This window comes from Mycobacterium sp. ZZG (assembly GCF_054786995.1).
Window position 1 is genome coordinate 1 of sequence record NZ_JBTBFV010000182.1, and the last position, 807, is coordinate 807.

Annotated in this window: 1 protein-coding gene; it reads right to left on the reverse strand. The window is 59.1% G+C overall.

The window, feature by feature from the left end; genetic code table 11:
- Positions 1-153 precede the first annotated feature (153 nt).
- The coding region (locus ACXMYJ_RS29255) for an IS630 family transposase (RefSeq protein WP_460359568.1) at positions 154-807 on the reverse strand (654 nt) is incomplete at its 5' end.

Consider the following 807-nt stretch of genomic DNA (forward strand, 5'->3'; position numbering starts at 1 on the left):
ACGACGGTGGCCAGCACGTCGGCGATGAGCGTGTCGAGCCAGAGATGGTCGGTCGCCGGTCCCCACATCAACCAGGCGAGACCTACGCCGACGGCGATCACGTAGGCCAGGCAGATCCACCGGAATGACGACGCTCGTGACACCCTGTCGACACTAGTGGCCCGTGTTTGAAATTCGTTTACGTTTGATTTTGTCGAGTATTTCATTCGCGGGTTTGGTCCACACAAATGGTTCGCAGCGGGTGTTCCAGCTGGTGACGAATCGGCGGATGGCGGCGACGAGGTCGGGAACGCTGGTGAAGGTGCCGCGGTGGATCGCTTGGCGTTCGATGATGGCGAACCAGGCCTCGATCATGTTCATCCAGGATCCGGAAGTCGGTGTGAAATGCACTGTGATCCGGGGGTTCTGGGCGAGCCAGTCCTTTACCTCGGCTTTCTTGTGGGTGCCGTAGTTGTCCATGACCAGGTGCAGGTGGTGGTCGGGATAGGTTTTCGCGACGTGTTTGAGGAACGCGAGGAACTCTTGATGGCGGTGACGCGGTTTGCATTGGGTGGTGACCTCGCCGGTGGCGATGTTTAGTGCGGCGAACAAGGTCGTGGTGCCGTGACGAATGTAATCATGCGTGCGTTGCTCGCAGTGCCCCGGCGCCATCGGCAACGTCGGTTGAGTGCGGTCGAGAGCCTGGATCTGGCTTTTCTCATCGATGCTGAGCACGATCGCATTCTCCGGCGGATTCATATACAGGCCAACAACATCGACCACCTTGGCGTCGAGGTCGGGGTCGTTGGAGAACTTGAACGTCTCGCT